Below are 20,783 nucleotides of genomic sequence, written 5' to 3'. Positions count from 1 at the left end.
TGGGGGAAAATGGGTTGTATTGTCATGTATGCGGAGCGAAAAGTACGCCGGGCAAAGCCGTTTGTTCAGGATGCGGCACAAAGTTATTTACTTTGGAAAAACAAAAAGCAATCCAAAAAATGGCACAAGCTGAGACTGCTACCAGTCTCCAGCTGAGTGAAAGCGATCTCTTGAAGTCTAAAGGTGGAACGGTTTCGGCTAATCCCAAGGCTCCCAGGACAGGGCGTGTATTTGTATGGTTGATCCCGATATTGCTGTTAAGTGTTGTGGGGCTAGCTTTAATATCATATTACAAATATGAGGTAGAGATTAATCGTCAGGTGGAAGCTCTGCATCAGAAGGCTGAAGCTGAAGCGATAGCGGGTCATTATGGATCAGCGATTGAGCTATTGGATGCGGCGGCTGTCAAACGTCCCGGTTATCAGGCTTTGGTTCAGGACCGCAGTATTGCAGCCGAGGCAGAAGAATTACAAGAACGGCTTGCGGAAGCAGTAGGTGGATTAAAGACGCAGAAGCTACAGGCTAGTGAAGCCACTATGAAGGAAATTGCGAAAACTTTGCGAAAGAGGCAGGAGCCCATTTTTGCTGTCGTAAAGAAGAAACTGGCTACAAGTCAAGTGAAGCTCGCTGTCATGAAGGTGAAAAGTGAGCTGGATAAGCTGAACACTGTGAGTGCGTTGGCTGAGAAATTGGACACTGTCGAGAAGCTAGAGGGTCAAGAGGCGAAGGCAGTGAAAAAGCAGATCATTAATAAGTTGGTTGGAGTCAGCTATGCGGCGGCCGAGAAGATGCTCAAGAACAAGGATTTTGCAGGCGCGTTGCAGGCCGTGGATAAGGGACTTTCCTACGCGGCGAATAGTGTCAAATTAAGCACCTATAAGAAACGGATTCAGGGTGAGAAACAGGCTTTTGAAAAGGCGGAAGAAGAGCGTATTCAACTCGCAGAGCAGCAGGCTGCACAGGAGGACCTGAATAACAGGACTGCTGCGGTTGATGTAACGGATATAAAAGTTATCTTAGATGATTACGGCGACCTGCAAATCAGCGGTACGGTGAATAATACAGCTACAAGGCCTATTTATTCGATTAATTTAAACCTAGCCATTTATGATGCCGCAGGATCGTATCTTGGTGAAACGTATGCGAGTGTGTTCCCATACCGTTTGGAATTCGGGGAGTTTGGCGAGTTTACAACTGCATACTACGGTGTGTATGAACATGCGCAAGTCTCTGTAGTTAATGTTACTTGGTATTTGGAATAGGAGGTCGCAGCAATGTCTAGAGGAGTATTGGCAAGTGTTATTATCTGTACAATTATTCTCGGGGGTGGAACAGGGGGCGCTGTCTGGATTCATAAGTCCGCTGAACAGCAATTGAACAATGGACCGCTTCTCGCAGTGGCCCCAGTAGAAACGGTGGCAGCGCAATCGGCAACAGCCATGAAAGAGCCAAAGACCCGAAAAGAAATTATTGAGGCCAGCCAGAAGCGGGTGGTCACGATTGAGAGCTCAGATGGGATAGGTTCTGGATTTCTATATAATAACCAAGGGGATTTGCTGACTAATGCTCATGTTGTTGAAGGTTCTCAAGAGGTCATAGTACGCACATTAAACCATGAGGAATATAAAGGAATTGTGATCGGAGTTGGCGTTGATACAGACGTGGCTGTTGTTCGTGTGCAGAAAATGAAGAATATGAGTCCGTTGCCTATTGCGCGCAAATTCAAAGCAGAGATTGGGGATGAGATCTTAGCTCTTGGGAGTCCGCTCGGCCTAGAAAATACAGTGACGACAGGGATCATCAGCGGTGTTAACCGCAGTTTTGAGATCGATCCTTACATATATAGCAACTTATATCAGATTTCTGCTCCTATCACTAAAGGGAATAGTGGAGGGCCACTGGTGAACGCAGTCACTGGAGAAGTGCTTGGCATTAACTCGGCAGGAGTCACGCAGGAAGCTGGGATAGGATTCAGTATTCCGATTAAGAGTGTCCTCAAGCAGGTAGAGGAATGGTCGAATCACCCGATGACAGAACTGCCACGTTCAAGTAATAGCAGCGAGAATGATACGGGATATGACGATTCGTTCTCCAGCAGCGAGGATTTGGTTGCTTATTTCTATCAGAGTCTTAATACTGGCGATTATGTAACGGCGTATTCCCTGATCGGCAGCGACTGGCAAAGCAGCACCAGTTATGAGAATTTCCGCAAAGGCTATCTCAAAACCACGCATGTTACTATCGAGGAAGTGATAGCTACGGATGAGGACGATAATGGTGCACAAGTAAGTGCTCTAATAACAGCGGAGGAGCGCCGCAGTGGAGGAACTGTCTATCAACTGTACCGACTCAGCTATACGCTCGGGTATGAGAATGGTCAATTAAAGATTTTGCATGGAAAGGGCAAGAAAAAGTAGATTAGGCATTTTGCGCTACGCTTTTTCGTTTTAACAGGTATACAGTATAAAAACAACAAGAGCAGGTCTAGTTGTCCCTTGCGGAAGCTAGGGCTGCTTTTTACTTAGAGAAGAAACCGGACATGGCGAGTAACGTGCAGTTTAACTTCAGTTTACAAAAGAAAGTTATTGTAGTCTTACGGTAAGAAAGTGTCTTCGGACTTCTTTCATATATCCGGAAGAAAAGGGGAGCATTCATGAATATGAAAACATCCAAACGTCAGAGAAGTACAGCCAGCAAGCCGTTTCTGACTCTACTGAAAGAAACAAAACCATCCTACGGTTTGCTAGCTGTAGCTATTGCGCTTAGCATGATATCGACCATGGTAGGTCTGGTTATTCCTATGTTTACCAAAAATCTGGTAGATGGGTTTTCACTGGCTTCTATCAGTAAAATGCAAATTGCCGCGATTGCAGGTGCTTTTATTGCGCAGACGATCGCCGGAGGCGTCTCTATCTATTTACTGAACTATGTCGGGCAGAAAATAGTTGCGGGACTACGTGACCGACTATGGCGCAAGTTCCTTGCTCTGCCTGTGTCGTACTACAATGACGTCCGCACAGGTGAGAGTGTCAGTCGGATGACGAACGATACGGGAGTGATTAAGACACTCGTATCGGAGCATATCGCAAGCCTCTTTACTGGAGTGATCTCTATTGTTGGTTCGATCTCCGTACTATTCTATTTGAATTGGAAAATGACACTCGTGCTATTCACTGTGCTTCCGCTTTCTGCACTCATTCTTGTGCCGCTCGGACGTCAGATGTACAAGATATCCAAAGGAATGCAGGACGAAACGGCCTCATTCACAGCTACATTAAGCGGGGTTCTGTCGGAAATAAGACTGGTGAAGTCTTCCGGTGCAGAGCGTAAGGAATACGAGGCTGGAAAAGCGGGTATTATGAATCTGCTGTCTTTCGGAATCCGCGAGGGTAAGGTTAGTGCCATGATCAGCCCGCTGGTCTCCTTTGTATTCATGATGCTGCTTGTCATTATTATTGGTTACGGGGGGATGCAGGTATCGGCGGGTATTTTGACAGCTGGGGAATTGGTTGCTTTTATTCTGTATCTAATTAATATTGTGATGCCACTTACGCAACTAACGACGTTTTTTACGCAAATCCAGAAAGCCAAGGGCGCTTCGGAGCGTATTATTGAAACACTAGCGGTAGAAGAGGAAAAGTACGAAGGAGAAGAGAATGTAAAGGGTACACAGGCGGCTATTCGTGTGGAAGGAGTTTCCTTCGGCTACAAGATTGGCGAGAACGTACTGAACAATGTGAGCTTTAAGATCTTACCTGGTGAAGTGACTGCGATCGTAGGACCGAGCGGAGGCGGAAAAACGACGTTATTCTCCCTTCTGGAACGGTTCTATGAACCCCTGTCCGGTATAATCAAATATGGGGATAAGCCAGTTTCAAGCTTCGCTTTAGCTTCTTGGCGCCGTCAAATCGGCTATGTATCTCAAGAAAGCCCACTGCTAGCAGGTACGATTGCAGAGAACTTAGCGTATGGGCTAGAGCGGGAAGTTAGTAAGGATGAAATGATTCATGCTGCACAAATGGCATATGCCGACGGTTTTATTGAAGAACTGCCTGACGGCTTTAATACGGATGTGGGCGAACGCGGTGTGAAGCTGTCGGGCGGACAACGGCAGCGAATTGCGATTGCCAGAGCGTTGTTGCGTAATCCTGCTATATTAATGCTAGATGAAGCGACTTCCAGCTTGGACAGCCAATCGGAGGCCGTTGTACAGAAGGCGTTATCCAATCTGATGAAGGGTCGGACAACGATCGTGATTGCCCACCGCCTGGCTACGGTTGTGAACGCAAATCAAATTATTTTTATGGAAAAGGGTCGTATTACGGGTATGGGAAGACACGAAGAGCTATTGCAGAATCATGGGCTTTACCGTGAATTCGCTACTCAACAGCTGCAAATGAATACCGTAGAGGTACATGACGGCGGCAAAGAGGAGGCTTCGAGTGCAGATGACAAAAATACTGGTAGTAGACGACGACCCGCACATTCGCGAATTGGTGGAAGTGTTTCTGAGGGCTGAGGGGATAGATGAGGTGTATGGGGCTTCTGATGGAATGGAGGCACTACATTTCCTCGAAAGCACTGCTGTAGACATGGCTATTCTAGATGTGATGATGCCGAATATGGACGGTTGGGAGCTATGCCAGCAAATACGGAGGGTCTACGATTTTCCGATCCTTATGTTGACGGCTAAAGGTGAAACTTCTCAAATTGTTAAAGGTTTTGAGCTTGGGACCGATGATTACCTAGTGAAGCCGTTTGAGCCACTGGTGCTTATAGCGAGGGTGAAAGCACTGCTGAAACGCTACCAGATCTCCGCGGCACAAAGTGTAACGATTGGTCGTTTACGGATGAACCGTAAAACGTATGAGGCGTTCTCGGAGCATGGTGAGATTACCCTGCCGCTTAAGGAGTATGAGCTACTGTTCAAGTTGGGTAGTTACCCGGGGCAGACGCTGACGAGAGACAGGCTGATTGAAGATATCTGGGGCTACGATTATGCAGGTAACGAGCGTACGCTGGATGTGCATATCAATCGCTTACGCGAACGTTTTCCCCGTGAGAAATATGGGTTCGTCATCCGCACCATCCGCGGGTTGGGTTACCGGTTGGAGGGGAATGCATGAAACGGTTCAAAAAAATAGTCAAACATATTTTATTCTACATCGCTTTTTTTATCGCGGTTGGCATTAGTTGTAGTGTGGCTTATTTCCTGATGAACCAAGTGTACGGTTTCGTTGGAAGGCCGTCCTCGGAATACGTAGTGCAGTTGATTGGTGGTTTGGTTGGTATTGTTATTCTACTCCTACTAGCCTATCTATCTTCACTTGTGTTTCGCAGCTGGGAACGCGTCTTCTATAAAACTATTATTGAAGGTATTGGTAGGATTGCCAAAGGGGATTTCAATGTGGTCCTAGATAAGAATAAGGAATACGGTGAATTCGGGGAAATCGTGGAGAGTATCAATGAAATGGCAAGTGAACTGAGCAGGATGGAGACCATGCGACAAGATTTCATCTCCAATGTATCGCATGAGATTCAGTCACCGTTGACCTCTATTCGGGGTTTTGCACTTGCGCTGAAGGATGAGAGCCTTAGTTCTGGGATCAGACAGCATTATCTTGACATTATTGAAGCAGAGAGCACGCGTCTGTCCGGGCTCAGTGATAATCTGCTGAAGCTGTCAGCGTTGGAATCGGGGAGCTTTCCGTTTGAGATCAGACCTTATCGTCTAGATAAACAGCTGCGGGAGATGATTCTGGCCTCAGAGCCGCAATGGTTGGGGAAGAACATCGAGGTGGAGGCTGAGCTGGAAGAGATTGAGGTCCATGCGGTGAAGGATCTGATGAGCCAGGTCTGGACCAATCTGCTGCATAACAGTATCAAGTTTACCCCAGAGTGTGGGCTTATTATCATCCGGCTTAAGACCATAGAGAATGGGGTGGAAGTGGAGATCAAGGATAGCGGCATAGGCATGACTGAGGAAGAGTTGCCCCGAATTTTTGATCGCTTCTATAAGGCGGATAAAGCCAGAAGTTCCAGTAGAGGGGGGAGCGGGCTCGGCCTATCGCTGGTGAAGAAGATTGTCGAAATCCATGAAGGACACGTAACTGTAAAGAGTCGTCCCAGTGAAGGAACGACTTTTGCGGTGACTCTGCCGTTGTGAAAATTGCAGTCCCAGGGAAAAGGGATATGCTGATGCAATTTATAGAAGAAACAACAAAGCTCTGGATCTGACATGTATTGTCAGGACCAGAGCTTTTGTATTGTATAGGAATGAAACTACTAATTGTTGTCATTCAAGTTATCGTGCAGCACACAGTCTGCGAACAAAATAGATTTAGGAATGCGAAAAAATTCCTCTGTTTTGTTCTGAAATGTTTGAGAAGGATGAGTTCCTTGATGCAACCATTTACGAAAGGTTCCAGGATGAGCTCCTATCCATTCACTAACATCACTCACCGATAGGTCATGCACCATACATAATCCTGTCAGAATGGTGTTCTGTATAGGTGAACGGGTAATCGTTCTCCGCATAAAGTGGGAGTGAGAAGGCTGACAAATGACAGGGCTTTGCTGGATTACAGCTTCATTAAAAAGAATATGACGAGGATAACCTAAATATTGGCATACCTTATCTAAATTCTTCTTAGAGGGAATCCTTCCTTCATATACCCAAACACTTACACTTCGTGATGAGACAGATAATTCTTCAGCTAGTTTGGATAGTTTGATATCTTTTACCATTAGAATTGCTAGTAGTACACGGTTACGAATTTGACAGCGAGTCGGTTTACGGAAACGTTTCACTCGAACGCCTTTTCCTAGATACTTGCGATTGATCAGAGACCAAGCCTGAATCGAATGTTTTTCTGGTTGTGTAGGCATAATTCCTCCGATATTTTTTTGAAAATAAACTTTCATCCATATTTTATCGGTAATCGATTGTCATCCTTTAGGACGACGAATTCGTTTATCCTTGTTTAGATATTACCTTATTTGTAAAGGTGCTTTCAATAGTAACTCCAAACCATTCTTCCTGTAAATCTATTAAATACAAGATAAACAGCTGAGCAAATGAGAATCCCTCATCATATATTAAGATAGGAGTGCATGAGAGGAGGGCTTGTCGTGAATCTAGCAATGTTAAATGGAGTGACCGGTGTGGCAGGTGCACTCCTAGCATTTACTTTTGGCGAATGGAATCAATTATTAAACGTTTTCCTAGTTATTATTATTATTGATTATCTGACAGGAGTATTAGCGTCCCTCAAAGAGGGAAGGGGGCTAGATAGCAAAACAGGATTCTGGGGATTAGCACGTAAGGCATTAATGTTTGTCGTTATTCTACTGGGACATCAAATAGATCTCTTACTTGGTACTGATGTAGAGATGGTCAAGAGCGGAGCTATTTACTTCTATATGACCAATGAATTAATATCGATTACGGAAAACTATGGTCGATTGGGATTACCCTTGCCAGATAAGATCACACGTGTGATTAATATACTGAAGAACAAGGAGAAGCAGGGGGACAACGATAAGTCATGATTGGGTAAGCTCCTTTCCCAAACCGAGCAGATTATGTTATATTTTTGATGAACCTTATCAATTCAATAGGACAAGGAGCATTCCATGATCAAACATATCGTACTATTTAAATTAAAAGATAGCTCTCTTGAAAGTATCGACAAAACCGTAAATATATTACGTAATATGCAAGGCAAGATTCCAGAGCTCTTATCATTGGAAGTGGGAGTTGACGTTGTACGATCTGAACGTGCGTATGACATTGCTCTCGTAACTGAAGTTGAATCATTAGAGACTCTAGATGCTTATCAGATCCATCCTGTGCATCAGCAGGTCATTCTGCATATGAACGAAGCTAAAGAACATTCTATTAGTGTGGATTACGAAATCTAATCATAAATTAGTCGAAATTCTCATGGAGGTAAGCCATGTATTATGTTAATAAAGAACAGATTGAACGACGGCTCAGTGCTATACCTGACATTGAAGAAGGGCTTCGAACAGCGGCAGACTCATGGGATCAGGGCCTGCTTCTTGGACTTGTCCAAGAGAGGTCACTGCATCTAGCGATTGAAGTTGTGACAGACGTCTGTAGCTATTTAATAGATGGATTCATTATGCGCGATGCTAGTAGTTACGAGGATATCGTACAGATCACTTATGAAGAGAATGTATTTGATGACAGTATCTATCAGGTCTTGATTCAACTGGTTAAGCTGCGTAAGCCATTGGTACAAGACTATTGTGATTGGGATCGAAGATCCATTCACCCATTAACTGGTGTTTTGCCGGATATTCTGAATCGCTTTGCAGCTAGTATTAGAAGCTATTTAGAACAGGAATGGGTACCTGAACGATAATAAAGGAGCACAGATGGTATGACCTCTGATAATAAGATAAAGAAGAAACAAGAGAAAGAAATGAACGATGACGAAGTCTCAGGTTTCGCCACGGTCATGATGGTTGAATTTCTATACGATCAAATACCGGAGTTAGATCGTAATAAGTTGTTGTCCGTATTAGAGCAACACACGGGAACTTTAAAGTTCTCGGAAGAGGGAAAAGAAATTCCGTCTCCCTTTGCAATGGATTTCAGTGCTACAGGGGAAGATGGTCTTCCTCCGCAGGTATTCTTTCACATGGATCATAAAGTAACGTTCGAGGATGGAGTTGTACCAGCACAGAGTGTTATACATGCCCCACAACCGATACGTGACTTCAAACGTTTCGATAGTGCGCTTCAGCAATCATGGCATTGGCCAGAAGCTAAGCAAACGGTGAATAGTTGTACATATAGCATTCGTGCTCATGATTTATTCGCTGCCAATCTCCCTTACAAGGAACGTTTCGAATTAATATTGGGTTTGGTTATGGCAATAGTTGAAGCGGCCCCTTGCAAGGCCATTTACTGGCATACAAGTGATAAATTAGTTGCTCCTACGGCTTATGTAGAAGCAATTGAACTCGATGAGAAATTGTACGGAGCTGTAAATCTTCGTCTATTCAATACTGGAGATACAGAGCCCAAGGAAATGATTATGGATACGTTAGGGTTATCGGCGCTAGGTATACCCGATGTACAGTGTCATTTCAGTGATATGGACCCAACAGAAATTGCACGTAATTTACTGCTTATTTCTAAATACTTATATGATCAAGGCGACATCGTGAAGAATGGTGAAACGATTGGTACTTCCGCGAATAAAGGATATCTATGTGAGCACCAGCAGGCGCTTGTCATTCCTGCTCGCTATGTTCTTGATCTGAATCCCAGTATCGCTCAGGAAGCTAAGATAACAGACTAAATGAAATTTCTTCTTGTCCGTAGTGTCAAGACAAGCATCTGTTGATTATAATGCATTAACAACTAGGCATTAGCCCGTGTGAGTGATGTACAGCGATTGCACGACAAGGACAGCATTGTCTAGAGCCTAAGCTAAAGGAGAGATATAGAATGAATGATAAGAACAAGAGCTTCCTATGGGGAACTCTACTAGGTAGTGTAGTTGGATCCGTTACAGCGTTGTTACTCGCACCGAAAACGGGTAGTGAATTACGTAAAGATATCGTAGATACGACACACCAAGTGAGTGACAAAACGCAACAATTGGTAGGAATCGCTAGTGAACATGGGATTAACTTATATGATAAAGTAAGAACAAAGACAGGGTCCTTAGTTCAAGATATTCAAACGTTACGTCACTGCAAGGGTGAACTCAAAGGGAGTTCCGAACAATGGGCTCATATCTCTTCCTCGGATGATCAATTGGGTATTGATTCTGTAGATGATGATAAAGTGGATAGCGAGATTTAATGAATTTCGAACATGGCGGACCTTTATCCCATAATTTATGGGGAGGAAGGTCTGTTTTCCTGTGAAGCAGGTACATTTCGTTATTGTTAAACATAGAGTAGCAAAGTAAGAAAATAGAATTCGATACAGAAGGAAGCGGTGGTTTGTGCAACAAGCAATTGCAATATTAGATTCAGGTGTGGGTGGGTTAACCGTAGCCAAAGAAGTCATGAGGCAACTTCCTCGTGAAAAAATCATTTATTTCGGGGATACCGCCCGTGCGCCATATGGACCTCGAACATCAGAACAGGTTAGAATGTTTACGGAGCAAATTGTTGATTACTTAATTCAATTTGAACCTAAGATGATTGTTATTGCTTGTAATACGGCAACAGCAGCGGCATTGACTTATATATCTAAAAAAGTAAATATACCCGTCATCGGTGTCATACATCCTGGTGCTAGGGCAGCAATTAGTGCTACCAAAACGGGTGATGTGGGTGTCATCGGAACGGTGGGGACAATTGGAAGCGGGGCATACACAGCAGCATTGAAGCAGTTGTCTCCCTTTGTACATGTAACGAGTGAAGCATGCCCTCTTCTTGTTCCACTTGTGGAGCAGGGATTATTCCGTTCGTCCGAAACCAAAAAAATGGTTGAGAAGTCTCTGGAAAATATACGTCAAACATCTATCGATTGTTTGATTTTGGGATGTACTCATTATCCTTTTCTCATGGATACGATTCAGGAAGTAATGGGAAGTCATGTGAAGTTGATTAGCTCGGCAGATGAAACTGCACGGGAGATTAGTACGATCTTATATGACAAAGGAAAGCTTGCTCGCGGTGATGAAAGCCCAGTGCACCAATTTTTTTGCAGTGGCGATGGTGACATGTTTAAAAAAATCGCGAATGTGTGGTTAGGTGAACAGATTCGGCGTACGCCTGTTGTTTGGCAAGTATCCAAGTTCGAAGAATAGCAACGAGAAAGTAATTTTACAACCTTAGTCCATTTATGGGCTAAGGTTGTTTACTGTTGGATAATGTTGGTGCAGGAACATTTAATTTAAATTTCAAGCATGAGGGACAACAATATAGGCATACAATCAACCACAATGCCTATGGATGGCTGCTTAAAGAACAAGCCTGCAGAAAGGAATGATTGTATGCAGCAGTATACGGTTACTAAAGGAGATACATTGCAACGTATTGCTTCAAGAAGAGGTCTTGTACTTGACAATATTGTAAATGCGAACCCTTGGTCAGCTAAACAACCCTATCTCATTCCAGGACAAATGTTATTTCTTCCCTCATCCCCAAGACGCCGATATGAGATACAGACTTGTGATACCATTCAGAGTGTATCTGAAGCTTTCTCAATTCCAGAGCAGGAGCTAGAACAATTAAATCCTGGTATTTCACGAGACCGTTTTCCGGTCGGACGTATTCTAGTACTACCCGCATCCGAATCCAAGTATATTGTGGAACCTCAGGGTGAGTATGGATATAACGATATGGTCAAAGATATAGAACAATTAACGGATAAATACACTTGTCTTAAGGCGACCTCTATTGGGGAGAGTGTGCTTGGGAAATCGCTTATCATGTTACAAATAGGTACAGGTAAAAGAAAGATTCATGTCAATGCAGCGCTCCATGCCAATGAGTGGATTACAACACCCTCCTTACTACGGTTTGTTGAGGAATATGTCTCCGCTTACCATAAGGGGGACCGCTGGAATGGATATGACCCCGTAGCAGGGTTGGAAGAATGTACGCTGTGGTTGTTGCCAATGGCAAATCCTGATGGGGTTGAATTAGTACAGGAGGGGATCATGCTTGAACACCCTTATTATAAGCAATTATTGGAATGGAACAGTCAGCGGTATGATTTCAAACACTGGAAAGCTAACATACAGGGTATAGATTTAGGAGATCAATTTCCAGCCCATTGGGAAGAAGAAGTGAAGCGTAGGGGGAAACAGGGGCCATCTCCCCGAGATTATCCCGGTATTTCACCACTTAGTGAACCGGAAGCCAAAGCCCTTGCTGATTTCACATTGCGGATTTCTCCCGATGCAGTCATTTCTTTGCATAGCCAAGGACAAGAAATATATTGGAATTATCGGGATTATGAACCTGAAGAAAGTGAGTCGTGGAGTCGCCGCTTGAGTCAAGTTAGTGGATATCGTACGGTTAAACTTACGGGAAGTGACGCAGGATATAAGGATTGGTTTATTCAGCATTTTGGCAAACCAGGATTCACCGTAGAGGTGGGTCTTGGAATTAACCCGTTGCCCCTTGAGAGCTTTGATAACATTAGTGTTGAAATTGGGATAATTATCGCAGAATTGATGAGTTTCTGAAAAATAGGTGAAACATTTTCATTACCTTTTCGTATGATATATAAGAGGGGGCGGCCGCTGAGTATGAGTTATTTTCTGGCGATTGCTTCCTCTTTAAAATGTTTTTTAGGAGGAATAACAAGCATGAAATGGAGAAAATTATTATCCTTCAAACATAGCTCAATCATGATTCGAAATATATGGCAGTATGGTATTTCTTCTCAAGTTTCTTTGGGAGACAAGCTGTTGTTTCTTATACCTGTGGTAGTGTATTGGGTATGGCCACTTGATTTGTTACCTGGTCTTCCAATTGACGATATTGGAGTAACGATTCTATTGATGGGATGGTTTACAACACGCATGACTCGTAAATATCCTAACATTAAGGTTCGTTAATTTATGAGGTATGCTATTGCAGAATACTCTCTGTTTCTTTACAATGAATAATTAGTAAATATCACATCATGGTTTAAACTAACAAAGGACAAGTCTATAGTTAGTTTATTCGATGTACATCACATCTAAACAGGAGATGGAGCAGGATGATTTGTAAGATAACCCGTAATGCTGCCAAGATCATTAAGAAGGAATTGGATAAGGAAGAGAATAAACAATTAAAAGTTCGTGTACTCGTGACTCACGCTCATGGCGATCATGCTCATTATGGCATGGATTTAGATACTCCCCAAGAGAATGACGAAGTAGTGACGACAGATAAAGATATCGATGTGATCTTAGATCCTAGCGAGCCCTTGCTTGATGGCGTTAAGATTGACTACCTATATTTTCCTGAAGAAGGCTTTGTAATCACCAACCCATCTAAGGGGAATCACGGAGATCACTAGTCTGTATACTAAAGAAGGTTGGAATTAACATGGCAAATGATATCCGAGTATGTGAGAAGTGTAGACATGCACCTCTTAAGAGTATTGTACCGAAGCTTCAGAAGATGGCACCTGGAGATGAGATCAAAATCGGCTGCAAGTCATATTGTGGTCCTTGTGGCAAACGAGCCTTTGTGTATATTAATGGTCGTTATTTTAGTGCACCAACAGAAGATGAAGTACTAGCAAAGGTTGCTCCGTTCATCAAATAGCCAACTGGTAAATGATGATTCTCTTCTTCGTGCATAGTTTCTATCCATGTAAACCAAGCTAAGGTTGGTGAGTGGTAAGGAATATGTTGTGAAGGGAGCATGAGAGTATGTCTAAACGTGGTTACACTAGTATGCAGACTAATACCCCAGTATCTCAGGCCAACAATGCTGTAGGTAGGCTTCATAATGCCGTATCTCAAGCGCTGAGCCATCCAACAGAGGAACTTGTTGAGCAGGCTGAGAATTCTTTGGCTCATACTGAGCAAGCGATTCAGCAAGCTCAAGGAAGTTCGAATGATCTAACCCTTGAATTTACGGAAGAAAAGTTGGCGATTGAGAAAAGTAGATTAGCTTCACTTTCTTCAGTTGAGATAGAAGGTTAGTTACTGAAAGATGAAACACCCCAAAGAGGATAACTCTCTTTGGGGTGTTTCAATTCTATCTATTCCTGATCAAATTTACGAATAAGATCGTATTGAATCACTTGATCAGATATGTGAAGTTCTTGTTTGCCTTGGTCGAATCCAGCACGACAGCTGCCCACTTTGGTCATCTGACGTGTCCTTAGATCATAGCAGCTTCCATTATCGAATACGCCATCTGCCGAGGGAATATAATATACGTTACTGTCAGTGTGATCACCCGTTCGGAGAGTTACGGATCTCTCTTGACCATTGAATAGGTTATTTCCCATGATATGATACGATGTGGTATCTATCCCAAGTAAATGGAGTATGGAAGGCATCATATCAAGCTGACCTGCGACATCCGGATACGTGCCTGCTTCACTTCCATCAGGAAGATGGACAAGAAGGGGAACTTGATTCATAATCTGCCTCATATCCAGATCGTTCAGACCTCTGCCTAGAAACTGTTCGTAATACTCTTTTTCTTTGATAGAATTATCGTGATCACCATAGACATAGAGGATCGTATTATCCCATAATCCTTGATCTTTCATTTGTTCTACGAATTGTCCGAGTGCAGAATCCACGTAATGTATGGATTGCAGATAATCCCCAAAGATGTTCCCTGTAAATTCCCCTACGTCTAGCTCTTGTTTCCCCTTAGGAATGACATAAGGATGATGACTGGATAAGGTGATAAGGAAAGAGTAGAAAGGTTGCTTGATCTCTTGCATATCGTCTAATGATTGCTTGAAGAATGATTTATCACCTAGTGACCACCCTAGAGACTCATCCATCGTGAAGTCTTTTTTACTGTAGAAACGATCGTACCCCATAGCTTTATACATCGTATAACGATTCCAGAAGCTACTGTCATAGGCATGAAAGGCATTAGTAGCATAACCCTTCTCTTGTAGAATTGCTGGCAGAATATCATACTTGTGGTCAGGATAGCGAACAAATACGGAGCCTGACGGCAATGGGTGCAACGCACTGTGTGATGAGAAATCCGCATCCGAAGTTCTTCCTTGACCGGTTTGATGATAATAATTGCTGAAATACATACTTTCGTTCATCAATTTATTGAAATTAGGTGTGATTTCTTGACCATTAATACTTTGACCAATCATGAAATTCATGAAGGCTTCGACTTGAATGACGATGACATTGCTATCTTTATATTTTCCAAATAATTGGTTAGTTGTTGTAGGATTCGTGTTTCTCTGATCGAACCATTCCTTAACCTTCGTTATTTCTTCCTCAGGTAGAGTTGGTTCTGGTCCAAGATATTCTTTACTATATCTATAAATATCGTAACCATGAAAGCCTATTAATCCCGTAACATTATAGAGAGCCATATTCCACCAATTACCTTCGAATAAACCTTTAGCCCACGTCTCACTATAAAATTTAATAGGTCCAAAGGTAAGGACGAAGCCAAGTACAAACGTTAATACACCTTTCATCGCACGACCCCGTATTGTGCCACTTACTCGACTTGTTGTAGCAAAGGAGGTTGAATACATAGAATACTGTGTTTGGCGACGCTTCATGAAGGTAATTATGACGTATGGAATGAATAAAATCCAATCTATAAAGAAGAATAGGTCTGAAAAGAACAGTAACGATCGGATACTCTCACCGAGTGAGCTTACTTGTCCAGTCTGGAACAGAACGGGTATCGTAATGAAATCCTGGAAATATCGATAATATACAAGATCAGAATATAAGATGGCAGTAAGCAATATATTCAAGATAATAAGGGATATCGATTGTCCACGACGGGGGAGCCCAAATGTCCAGAAGGAGACGAGCAATAGAGAACCTATGGTAATGACATAATCCAATGGATTCATATCGATATTATGGATATGGAGACTGTAATGAAATAGCACTAATTTGTACAACATCAGTATCATGAAAATAATGATGTTGTTATATGAGGAGCGTAGAATACGAGAAGACAAAGATCTCTTGTGTATCCCCATCCCCGCATGATTACTTAGCAAGGGTAAGACCTCCTATAATGATTGTTTTGACGATTACATGTATTAGCTTAAATTTAATGTGATGAGTATTACGATGTCTATGTTGTTAAATAGTTTAGGAGCTGCCATGTAGGCAACTCCTAATATTTCATCAGTGAAGGCCGTCCTTTAGAGAAGGCCTTCGTTTATCCTTACTGCTGTGGATTGGGGTTCCGAGGCGGTAGTGGACCTAGAAATTGCAGGTATTGACATTCAATACGTCCATTATAAAGCTTACGTCGTTTATCCGCTCTACGACCAAAATAATGCTCAAATTGCTTCGTAGGTGTAATGGCGAAGAATGACCATGTCGGTAAATGAGCAGCTGTATGCCCAAATTGACGGATGAGTTTCTCAACTTGTTCGATGTCACTCATTCTTTCACCATAGGGTGGATTCGTAATAAGACAACCGTATTCACCTTGGGGCCTTATTTGTGATGCGGGAAGCACTTGGAAGTCTATTACACCAGAGAGTCCTGCGCTCTTAGCAGCGGCTTCGGCAACTTCAATAGCTCGGCTATCCATATCGCTTCCTGTAAGTTGAAGCGGGAAATCATCGCGTACAGAGTCGAAGGCCTCTTCACTTGCATCGTTCCATAGGCTCTTAGGCACATTGTTCCAGTGCTCGGATGGGAAAGAGCGACGAAGTCCAGGTGCAATATTCCATCCTATCATAGCGGCTTCAATAAGAAGCGTACCCGATCCGCAACATGGATCATAGAGAGGTCTAGAAGGGTTCCAACGGCTTAGTAATAGCAATGCTGCGGCTAATGTTTCCTTAAGAGGTGCTTCAGTTGCAAGTCTACGATATCCACGTTTGTGAAGTGAGGGACCTGTTGTATCTAGTGTAAGGAGAGCCTTATCTTTTTGTAAGTTCACTTCAATCACATACCTAGGACCATTCTCAGGGAACCACTCTGTCTTATGAGTAAGCTTTAGCTTCTCAACAATGGCTTTCTTGACGATACTTTGACAAGCCGGTACACTGCTCAGCTGTGAGAGGTGGGAGCGACCATTTACTGGGAACTCACCATCGACAGGAATCCAGTCCTCCCAAGGTAAAGCCTTAGTACCCTCGAATAAATCATCAAATGTTGTAGCTGTGAATTCACCCATTTTGATAAGAATGCGATCTGAGGTACGAAGCCACAGGTTGCATCTTGGAATATCAGCAAAATCTGCGGCAAAAGTGACACTGCCATTCTCAACAGTTAGATCTGTATAGCCTAATTCTTTGAGTTCGCGTGCAACAATAGACTCCAAGCCCATCGGAGCTGTTGCGATTAATTGTAAGTGCGACAATCTATTCAACCCCATCCGGCCATCAATGCCGCCTTGCAGCCGCATCCGGTGACCTATAAATTTACTAGTCTTGCTGGTTTTTAGTAAAACACATACAATGAATTACGTTAGTATTGTGGTCTTGCCTTTAACCAAACACCAATTATAAAACAAATATGCCTATATGGAAAGTTAGCCCGAGGAGGAAAAGCGTTGAATTTAACCCCTGATGAATATGTTAACCAATTATTTCAAGAAGATGAGAAGTTGCAGCAAGTGAAACAAAGTATCATAGAACGAGGAATGCCAGAAGTTTCTGTAGCTCACGCCTATGGTCGACTTCTGACATTTCTGGTTCGCACATCCCGTGCTGAAAAGGTCCTTGAGATTGGGGCTTTAGGTGGATACAGTGGTATTTGCCTAGCCAGAGGACTTTCATCGAGCGGAAAGTTATTGTCATTAGAACTAAAGGAGGAATATGCCAACCTTGCTAAGAGGAATCTCGAAGCAGCCGGATTGGGGTCACAGGTGGAATATATGATTGGACCTGCTGCGGAGAATCTGGAATTGCTGAAGCAGAGTGGGCGTAAATTTAATCTCTTTTTTATTGATGCAGATAAAGAAAATTATCCGTTATATTTGGAATATGCGATAAGTTTGGCAGAGCCAGGAGCTGTTATTGCCGGAGATAATTGTTTTTTACGTGGACGAACATTGAACCCAGATAAGAATGGACCCGCCGTGCAGGCTATGCGCCGCTTTAATGAGCAGATTGCGACTGATGACAGACTGGTTAGCACCTTGCTACCGGAGTATGATGGATTATCCCTTTCTTGGGTGAAGTAGATGTAGTAAACAATATTTTATGATAACGCATGCTCTCAAGCCATTGAGGGTGTGCGTTTTTTGTTATACAAGTTAAGGTTTCTGACACGAATGTGTGTTAACAATACAGATCCTATACTGTTATTTTGGCAGAGGTGTATAATTGTGGGTATAGAAATATAAACGCTATTATTTGTTGATAAGCACCAAATCGAAAAAATTAGGAGGCAATAATGGTACAGGAACAGCATATACAAGATCTAAATATGTTAGGTATAGATATTAAATTGAAGCATGTCATTTTTTGTGTTAAACAAATATTCAAAGGACACGATATTGAAATATCGTCTTGGAGATGTACTGATATTGATTATAAAACGCCCAACTTTACTACTGCAGGTCTCTACAGACTTCACGGATTTGCTTATGTTAATGGTGAGAATGTGCCGTGGTCCATTGTTGTAAAAATAATCAAACCAGACAGTTCGGAGAAAGATGATCCTAGGCATCATAGTTATTGGAAAAGAGAAGCACTTGTATTTCGATCAAATGTACTATCAGATTTACCCAAATCACTTAATTACGCTGAGTGCTATCTTATTGAGGATAGAGATGACGGCACGATAGGGTTGTGGATGGAAAATATAGATGGAGAGAATGATGATTTGTGGTCTCAGGAAGACTATTGTTTTATAGCTCAGCAGTTAGGGTTGTCGAATGGAGCCTATTTAATGGGAAGGCCTTTACCAAGTGAATCTTGGATATGCCAAAATTGGCTTAAATCGTGGGTTGCCTCCAGTAGGATGTATGCACCTAATCCTTATGACTATATACATTTGATAAATAATGATATTGATGAGATATGGAAATCGTATCAAATATACAATAAACATGTGGATTTGATGTTGGAGTCATTGGTTCATTTGCCTCGTGTACTTGCACATCAGGATCTTAGTCAAAAAAATATGTTTTTACATAAAACGAATTCAAAGAATGATCAGTTGATTCTTATCGATTGGCAATTTATGGGTGTTTCTGGTATTGGAGAAGATTTGGGAAAGCTATTTGGAGTTAATATGAGCACGAATAACATTCCACAACATAAATACGAAGATTATAAGAATTCCATCTTTGAATATTACTTACAAGGGCTTAGAGAAACAGGATGGCAGGGAGATGAACGGATTGCGAGGTATGGTTATTGCACAAGTGTAGCGATGAGGTGTGTTTGGGAAGTACCACAATTCATTTATCTGACCGCCCAACTAGTTGAAGAGCCGAACAATACTACACTACAAGAAAAGGTCTCCCAATTTGAGAAAATAATATGTATTCAAATGGAAATGGCTAAAGAAGCAGAAGATTTGAAGGAATATATTTAAAAATAAAGAAGGTACCGATTTGAGATGCGGCTTTTGGCAATACATGCTGATCGTAGTGAAGAGGACGGAATTATTGTGTAGAAGTGTAGCGTTCGCCAAAAAGCTTTCCTATGGAAAGCTACTGCGAAAGCATACGCTTGCCCCTGAATTTTTACCGCAAACAGCGGTATATTCAAGAAAATTTGGGGCAACAGCGATTCGGAAGGACAATCCGTCCGCGTAGCGGTCATCTATCTAAAGTATGATTGATTGTTGCGAGTGTAAAGTTTCGCTCTTACCCACACCATATTAATTAAGAGCAGGCACCCAGAAATGATAAATAACCCCTCGATTCCTATGAATCCAGATAAGAAGCCACCTACAAGCGCACCTAACATGTTGCCCAGTGCCAGTGTACTGCTATTGAAGGCGAAAGCTCTGCTCTCCATGCCTTCAGGTGTGTATGACCGTATGAGGGCATTGACGCTAGGCAGCAGCCCCCCCATAAATACGCCCATCAGGAATCTAATAACAATGAGTTGCCATACATTCTGGACGAAGGCTTGTGGAATGAGCATGAGACCGGCCCCAATTAAGGCATAGGTTAGAATACGATGCGCACCAAATTTATCGCTAAATTTACCAAGAATAGGCGATGTAATCATATTGGAGATGCCTGTTACAGCAGTGACCATACCAGCCCATAGTGCAATATCTGCCGTATTATTATGTAGCTTCTGAACATATAGAGGAAGCAAGGACATGGGACTAATCATTGCGAATTGAAGCAGGAACGTAACGGCAAAGAGTGCTAACAATTGTGGGATATGCGCAAGTTCCTTGAAGCCTTGAATAACGGATACTTGTGCTGTTTGAGAGGCTTCTTCACGATTGAAGTTCTCTTTTACCATGAACAGAGCGAGAAATGAGGCAGCAAATATAAGCGCACCTGTAACGTAGAAAATAGGTCTGAAACCGATCATGTCAGCTAATACTCCGCCAATCAGCGGTCCTAATATGGTGCCAGCTACAGAGCCTGATTGCATCATACCCATGGCAAATCCCATTTGTGCTTTGGGGGTTGTTCCTGACACGAGTGAAATGGAGGCAGGATTAAATCCTGATATCGTACCATTCAGTAAGCGGAGTAACAGTAAATGCCATGGATTCTGAGCGAATCCCATTAAGACCATGACAATGGCCATTCCGAACCCAGAACGCAGTAGCATAATTTTACGTCCATACCGATCAGAAAGTTTCCCCCACAAGGGCTGAAATAAGAAGGAAGTCAGGAAATTAGCTGCAAAGATGAGACCCGCCCATATTCCAATAGCATGTTCACCTTGTACACCCAAATCGCGGGCTAGATACAAGGCAAGAAAAGGTGTGATCATGGTCATTCCAGCATTGACTAGAAACTGACCAATCCAAAGTACGATGAGGTTTACTTTCCAAGGTTTCATATGAGTAATCGTCCTTTCAACAGAGCTGTTTAACATATGGGAGTTGGACAATATATAAGTATATCACAGCGCGTAAGTGGCTCTGTGATGGGAATGTCATAGGATTGTCATGACAACAGAAAGTGTGATAGTTGTTACTTACTTTTAAAAAGGG

22 protein-coding genes are annotated in these 20,783 nt (G+C 42.7%); 18 read left to right on the top strand and 4 right to left on the bottom strand.

The genetic code is table 11. The annotated features are described in order from the left end of the window. The first annotated feature begins 14 nt into the window (after positions 1-14). The 5 genes from UB51_RS14525 (at position 15) to UB51_RS14505 (ending at position 6,166) form a co-directional block, all read left to right on the top strand. Positions 15-1,262: an FxLYD domain-containing protein gene (locus UB51_RS14525; protein ID WP_044877907.1), complete on the top strand. Its 1,248-nt coding sequence runs from the start codon at positions 15-17 to the stop codon at positions 1,260-1,262. A 12-nt stretch (positions 1,263-1,274) separates the two neighbouring features. Further along, positions 1,275-2,417 carry a S1C family serine protease gene (locus UB51_RS14520; protein ID WP_044877906.1) on the top strand — a complete coding sequence of 381 codons (1,143 nt, stop codon included), beginning with the start codon at positions 1,275-1,277 and terminating at the stop codon, positions 2,415-2,417. Between the two features lie 242 nt (positions 2,418-2,659). Then, positions 2,660-4,519 carry an ABC transporter ATP-binding protein gene (locus UB51_RS14515; protein ID WP_082063317.1) on the top strand — a complete coding sequence of 620 codons (1,860 nt, stop codon included), beginning with the start codon at positions 2,660-2,662 and terminating at the stop codon, positions 4,517-4,519. After that, entirely contained in the window at positions 4,449-5,126 is a 678-nt protein-coding gene (locus UB51_RS14510; protein WP_044877905.1) for a response regulator transcription factor, read from the top strand. Before UB51_RS14515 ends, UB51_RS14510 begins: the two co-directional genes overlap by 71 nt. Beyond that, positions 5,123-6,166 (top strand): HAMP domain-containing sensor histidine kinase, encoded by a 1,044-nt coding sequence (locus UB51_RS14505; RefSeq protein WP_044877904.1) that lies wholly within the window; start codon positions 5,123-5,125, stop codon positions 6,164-6,166. The genes UB51_RS14510 and UB51_RS14505 overlap by 4 nt, the downstream gene beginning before the upstream one ends. Positions 6,167-6,285: 119 nt before the next feature. Here UB51_RS14505 and UB51_RS14500 read toward each other — a convergent pair whose 3' ends face one another. Then, positions 6,286-6,888 (bottom strand): hypothetical protein, encoded by a 603-nt coding sequence (locus UB51_RS14500; RefSeq protein ID WP_044877903.1) that lies wholly within the window; start codon positions 6,886-6,888, stop codon positions 6,286-6,288. 243 nt (positions 6,889-7,131) lie between these two features. Here UB51_RS14500 and UB51_RS14495 point away from each other — a divergent pair, with 243 nt between their 5' ends. The 11 genes from UB51_RS14495 to UB51_RS14445 all read left to right on the top strand — a co-directional run bounded on the left by UB51_RS14495 (position 7,132) and on the right by UB51_RS14445 (position 13,646). Further along, the gene (locus UB51_RS14495; protein WP_445322328.1) at positions 7,132-7,551 is read left to right on the top strand and encodes a phage holin family protein; all 420 of its coding nucleotides are present in this window, start codon (positions 7,132-7,134) and stop codon (positions 7,549-7,551) included. An 84-nt stretch (positions 7,552-7,635) separates the two neighbouring features. Then, positions 7,636-7,923 (top strand): Dabb family protein, encoded by a 288-nt coding sequence (locus tag UB51_RS14490; RefSeq protein ID WP_044877902.1) that lies wholly within the window; start codon positions 7,636-7,638, stop codon positions 7,921-7,923. A 35-nt stretch (positions 7,924-7,958) separates the two neighbouring features. After that, entirely contained in the window at positions 7,959-8,390 is a 432-nt protein-coding gene (locus UB51_RS14485; RefSeq protein ID WP_044877901.1) for a DUF86 domain-containing protein, read from the top strand. An 18-nt stretch (positions 8,391-8,408) separates the two neighbouring features. Continuing rightward, positions 8,409-9,335, top strand: a complete 927-nt coding sequence (locus UB51_RS14480) for a DUF4261 domain-containing protein (RefSeq protein ID WP_044877900.1) — start codon at positions 8,409-8,411, stop codon at positions 9,333-9,335. 149 nt (positions 9,336-9,484) lie between these two features. Then, positions 9,485-9,844 (top strand): YtxH domain-containing protein, encoded by a 360-nt coding sequence (locus UB51_RS14475; protein ID WP_044877899.1) that lies wholly within the window; start codon positions 9,485-9,487, stop codon positions 9,842-9,844. A gap of 145 nt (positions 9,845-9,989) precedes the next feature. After that, complete coding sequence (gene racE / locus UB51_RS14470) at positions 9,990-10,802, top strand: glutamate racemase (protein WP_044877898.1); 813 nt, start codon at positions 9,990-9,992, stop codon at positions 10,800-10,802. A gap of 186 nt (positions 10,803-10,988) precedes the next feature. After that, entirely contained in the window at positions 10,989-12,188 is a 1,200-nt protein-coding gene (locus UB51_RS14465) for a M14 family metallopeptidase (RefSeq protein WP_044880172.1), read from the top strand. Between the two features lie 123 nt (positions 12,189-12,311). Next, the gene (locus UB51_RS14460) at positions 12,312-12,563 is read left to right on the top strand and encodes a hypothetical protein (protein WP_044877897.1); all 252 of its coding nucleotides are present in this window, start codon (positions 12,312-12,314) and stop codon (positions 12,561-12,563) included. Positions 12,564-12,709: 146 nt separating this feature from the next. Beyond that, positions 12,710-13,012 carry a HesB/IscA family protein gene (locus tag UB51_RS14455; RefSeq protein WP_044877896.1) on the top strand — a complete coding sequence of 101 codons (303 nt, stop codon included), beginning with the start codon at positions 12,710-12,712 and terminating at the stop codon, positions 13,010-13,012. A 29-nt stretch (positions 13,013-13,041) separates the two neighbouring features. Continuing rightward, positions 13,042-13,263: a DUF1450 domain-containing protein gene (locus UB51_RS14450; RefSeq protein WP_044877895.1), complete on the top strand. Its 222-nt coding sequence runs from the start codon at positions 13,042-13,044 to the stop codon at positions 13,261-13,263. A gap of 107 nt (positions 13,264-13,370) precedes the next feature. Next, the gene (locus UB51_RS14445; protein WP_044877894.1) at positions 13,371-13,646 is read left to right on the top strand and encodes a hypothetical protein; all 276 of its coding nucleotides are present in this window, start codon (positions 13,371-13,373) and stop codon (positions 13,644-13,646) included. A 59-nt stretch (positions 13,647-13,705) separates the two neighbouring features. Here UB51_RS14445 and UB51_RS14440 read toward each other — a convergent pair whose 3' ends face one another. Further along, complete coding sequence (locus UB51_RS14440; RefSeq protein WP_082063315.1) at positions 13,706-15,658, bottom strand: LTA synthase family protein; 1,953 nt, start codon at positions 15,656-15,658, stop codon at positions 13,706-13,708. Positions 15,659-15,849: 191 nt separating this feature from the next. Then, positions 15,850-17,001 (bottom strand): THUMP domain-containing class I SAM-dependent RNA methyltransferase, encoded by a 1,152-nt coding sequence (locus UB51_RS14435; RefSeq protein WP_144407023.1) that lies wholly within the window; start codon positions 16,999-17,001, stop codon positions 15,850-15,852. A gap of 192 nt (positions 17,002-17,193) precedes the next feature. Between UB51_RS14435 and UB51_RS14430 the strand changes: the two genes are divergently transcribed. Then, positions 17,194-17,826: an O-methyltransferase gene (locus UB51_RS14430; RefSeq protein WP_044877891.1), complete on the top strand. Its 633-nt coding sequence runs from the start codon at positions 17,194-17,196 to the stop codon at positions 17,824-17,826. Positions 17,827-18,038: 212 nt separating this feature from the next. Next, entirely contained in the window at positions 18,039-19,187 is a 1,149-nt protein-coding gene (locus UB51_RS14425; RefSeq protein WP_052675944.1) for an oxidoreductase family protein, read from the top strand. Between the two features lie 230 nt (positions 19,188-19,417). Here the strand turns inward: UB51_RS14425 and UB51_RS14415 are convergent, their stop codons facing one another. Then, positions 19,418-20,629: an MFS transporter gene (locus UB51_RS14415; protein ID WP_044877889.1), complete on the bottom strand. Its 1,212-nt coding sequence runs from the start codon at positions 20,627-20,629 to the stop codon at positions 19,418-19,420. Between the last annotated feature and the right edge of the window lie 154 nt (positions 20,630-20,783).

Source organism: Paenibacillus sp. IHBB 10380 (assembly GCF_000949425.1).
GTDB lineage: Bacteria > Bacillota > Bacilli > Paenibacillales > Paenibacillaceae > Paenibacillus_AQ.
This window is presented reverse-complemented; position numbering and strand designations above follow the sequence as displayed.

Coding starts and splice junctions, on each gene's coding strand:
- UB51_RS14520 (WP_044877906.1), top strand. CDS start 1,275: ATGTCTAGAGGAGTATTGGCAAGTGTTATTATCTGTACAATTATTCTC.
- UB51_RS14515 (WP_082063317.1), top strand. CDS start 2,660: ATGAAAACATCCAAACGTCAGAGAAGTACAGCCAGCAAGCCGTTTCTG.
- UB51_RS14510 (WP_044877905.1), top strand. CDS start 4,449: ATGACAAAAATACTGGTAGTAGACGACGACCCGCACATTCGCGAATTG.
- UB51_RS14505 (WP_044877904.1), top strand. CDS start 5,123: ATGAAACGGTTCAAAAAAATAGTCAAACATATTTTATTCTACATCGCT.
- UB51_RS14500 (WP_044877903.1), bottom strand. CDS start 6,888: ATGCCTACACAACCAGAAAAACATTCGATTCAGGCTTGGTCTCTGATC.
- UB51_RS14490 (WP_044877902.1), top strand. CDS start 7,636: ATGATCAAACATATCGTACTATTTAAATTAAAAGATAGCTCTCTTGAA.
- UB51_RS14485 (WP_044877901.1), top strand. CDS start 7,959: ATGTATTATGTTAATAAAGAACAGATTGAACGACGGCTCAGTGCTATA.
- UB51_RS14480 (WP_044877900.1), top strand. CDS start 8,409: ATGACCTCTGATAATAAGATAAAGAAGAAACAAGAGAAAGAAATGAAC.
- UB51_RS14475 (WP_044877899.1), top strand. CDS start 9,485: ATGAATGATAAGAACAAGAGCTTCCTATGGGGAACTCTACTAGGTAGT.
- UB51_RS14465 (WP_044880172.1), top strand. CDS start 10,989: ATGCAGCAGTATACGGTTACTAAAGGAGATACATTGCAACGTATTGCT.
- UB51_RS14460 (WP_044877897.1), top strand. CDS start 12,312: ATGAAATGGAGAAAATTATTATCCTTCAAACATAGCTCAATCATGATT.
- UB51_RS14455 (WP_044877896.1), top strand. CDS start 12,710: ATGATTTGTAAGATAACCCGTAATGCTGCCAAGATCATTAAGAAGGAA.
- UB51_RS14450 (WP_044877895.1), top strand. CDS start 13,042: ATGGCAAATGATATCCGAGTATGTGAGAAGTGTAGACATGCACCTCTT.
- UB51_RS14445 (WP_044877894.1), top strand. CDS start 13,371: ATGTCTAAACGTGGTTACACTAGTATGCAGACTAATACCCCAGTATCT.
- UB51_RS14440 (WP_082063315.1), bottom strand. CDS start 15,658: ATGGGGATACACAAGAGATCTTTGTCTTCTCGTATTCTACGCTCCTCA.
- UB51_RS14425 (WP_052675944.1), top strand. CDS start 18,039: ATGGTACAGGAACAGCATATACAAGATCTAAATATGTTAGGTATAGAT.
- UB51_RS14415 (WP_044877889.1), bottom strand. CDS start 20,629: ATGAAACCTTGGAAAGTAAACCTCATCGTACTTTGGATTGGTCAGTTT.